The sequence below is a fragment of the Cupriavidus sp. 05N39 genome, assembly GCF_056397325.1.
Genome location: NZ_JBFTNE010000230.1, coordinates 1 through 2334, shown reverse-complemented (window position 1 = coordinate 2334; position 2334 = coordinate 1). Strand labels below are relative to the sequence as shown.

Sequence of the window (2334 nt, the reverse complement as noted above, 5' to 3'; positions counted from 1 at the left end):
CACACCGGAAAGGTGCGAGAGCCCAGGCGATTTGGTATGCTGTGCATGCCGGTTTCCTTTGACTCGCAACGTTAATGGGATATCCAACCGGTCACGGCCTCGGAGTGCGTCCAACACTCGCGGGGCCTTTCCATTTCTGGTGTCCAGGGGCGCGCGAGTCAGGCATCCACACACACTCACGCACCAGCGACCGAACCAGAAACAAAACATCTGACCTGCGCAAACTATGCCGGATATGACACTCCTGCGCAAGAAAGTTGTATTTCGCGTTACTTGTTACGGCAATTCAAAGGCTCGTTGACATAACAGCCATGAGGTCAACTAAGGCCCAAAAAAGGCGGCTTGCAGAGCGCGAGGGAGGCCGACAAAGAGAAAAGGGCGGTAGCCGCAAAGCCCCGCCCCTGGTGATCGCCCATCCTAGGCTTGCATGGGGGCTAAAGCGCCCCCATACCCCGCAACCATTTACCGTGGTGCATAGCCCTTATCGGCCAGCGCCCGCGCCACCTGGTCGACCGCGGCCCGGATCATGTACGCCTCCTCATCATCCACCGCGCAGGCCCGGAAATCCGACCAGGTCACGCGCTTGACGAACTGCGCCAACGCCATCGCTTGAGCATCTACCAGCTCGAGCTGAACAGTTACTGTTTCCATCTGTCATCTCCTACTGTTTCGGCCAGTCCACCGGCACCAGGTCATCAAACGGAATCTCGTAGTGAACCTGTCGCCCGTCCTGCGGCAGCAAGACATCTGCGACCGCGCCACCCTCGGAAGTCTGGATCGCGTACAGCGTCCCAATCGTGCCCGCTGGCCACGTCCTGCAAAGCTTTGGCAGTCTGTGCATAAAGGGCTTCAGGAGCTTCACCTCTTTGCCCAATTTCGTCACGCCCCAGACCGGCACATTGCCGTACAGCTTGACGATTTTCTTCGTCTCGATTTCCAACTGACACCACACCGCATGTTTCGTCATCATGGCCCCTCAGAGAGATTGATTCGATATACCCCGTAGCAACTTCCCACCCCTGTTTTTCCGCAAGCTCCAGAACAATTGCGCGCCCTTCGTGCCGAAGTATTGCCCGCCACTGTTCCAGAGAAATCGAGCCCAGGAGCACAGCCTGATCGTCTTGTTTGTTGGCCAGCTCTTCATCCGTCATCTCCCCGATCGCGAACCGTTTTTTGAGGCCCGCTGACCAGTGCAATTGGCGCTTGCCTTTGAAGACCTTGGCGAACTCCGCAAAGAGTGCCCCGGCCTGTTTGTCACCATCGGCCAGGTAGGCCCGCAGGAAGTCGAAAGGCGTCTCACCATCCCGCGCTTTCTTGATGTGGCCCTTCGTCATTTCCGATTCGAGACCCCACTTGGAGGCATAGGCTGCTGCCTTACTGCCATCGTCCAGGCGAACGCCATGAGCGGCGCTAGGAGCCTTCAAACCGGCCTTCAGGCAAGCAGACACCCACCGGTCAAACAAACGCACCTGGAGGGCCGCCAGATCGAGCCCAGAGGCCACGAAGAGCAGGACGTGATAGTGCGGGTGCCAACCGTTGTTGATCGCACGCTTACGCCCGTGCGTGACCTCGAGCGCCCGCACCTGGCCGATGCAGGCCATATCATCGAAGACCTTCCGCGATGCCCGGTCCGTGTTGAGGTAGTTCAGCGCCTTGGCCTGACCCGCCAGGACTAACGCCAGGTCATCACCCAGGTAGTGGGGGGTGGTGTAGGTAGCAAGCAACACGTGGCCGCCCTGCGCCTGGTGCAAAGCGATAGCCGCCTGCAGCTCGACCCGCCGGCGCTCGCTGATCTTGGCCGCACAGACCGGGCAGCCCCAGACCGACCCGCAGGTCTGCAGACCCTTGTAGCTGCAGCTCTTGTGCTCCCTGGACTTCAGGACCTGGATCTCCCGACCCTTCGCCCGCAGGCGCAGGCACTTGGCCGTCCTGGACTCCGGGAGGAGGCGCCGAGCCGCCGCCTGGAGGGCAAAGCGCTCGAACCTAGATCCCGCCGCATCCCTTGCTACGCCTAGGATTTCGCCGGTTTCCGGGTCCACATCTGGGTGAGCGGCAGAATATTTCGCATTACTACCAAGGGCGACCAGGTCGGCCGCTCCCGCGTGCTCATCCTTGCGCGCGCGTGCGCGGCCAGCCGACAGGGTTCCAGGGGGGGGTGACTTGAAAGTTTTTGCCGTCATGCCCTCACACCGGAAAGGTGCGAGAGCCCAGGCGATTTGGTATGCTGTGCATGCCGGTTTCCTTTGACTCGCAACGTTAATGGGATATCCAACCGGTCACGGCCTCGGAGTGCGTCCAACACTCGCGGGGCCTTTCCATTTCTGGTGTCCAGGG

The 2334-nt window shown here is 60.3% G+C and carries 2 protein-coding genes; both read right to left on the bottom strand.

The genetic code is table 11. The annotated features are described in order from the left end of the window. Nucleotides 1-462: 462 nt before the first annotated feature. A complete protein-coding gene (locus tag AC1DN0_RS40880) occupies nt 463-651 on the bottom strand; it encodes a DUF7706 family protein (RefSeq protein WP_476760464.1) in 189 nt (62 codons plus the stop codon). A gap of 44 nt (nt 652-695) precedes the next feature. Next, nucleotides 696-2180 carry a protein rep gene (locus AC1DN0_RS40875; RefSeq protein WP_476760463.1) on the bottom strand — a complete coding sequence of 495 codons (1485 nt, stop codon included), beginning with the start codon at nt 2178-2180 and terminating at the stop codon, nt 696-698. Between the last annotated feature and the right edge of the window lie 154 nt (nt 2181-2334).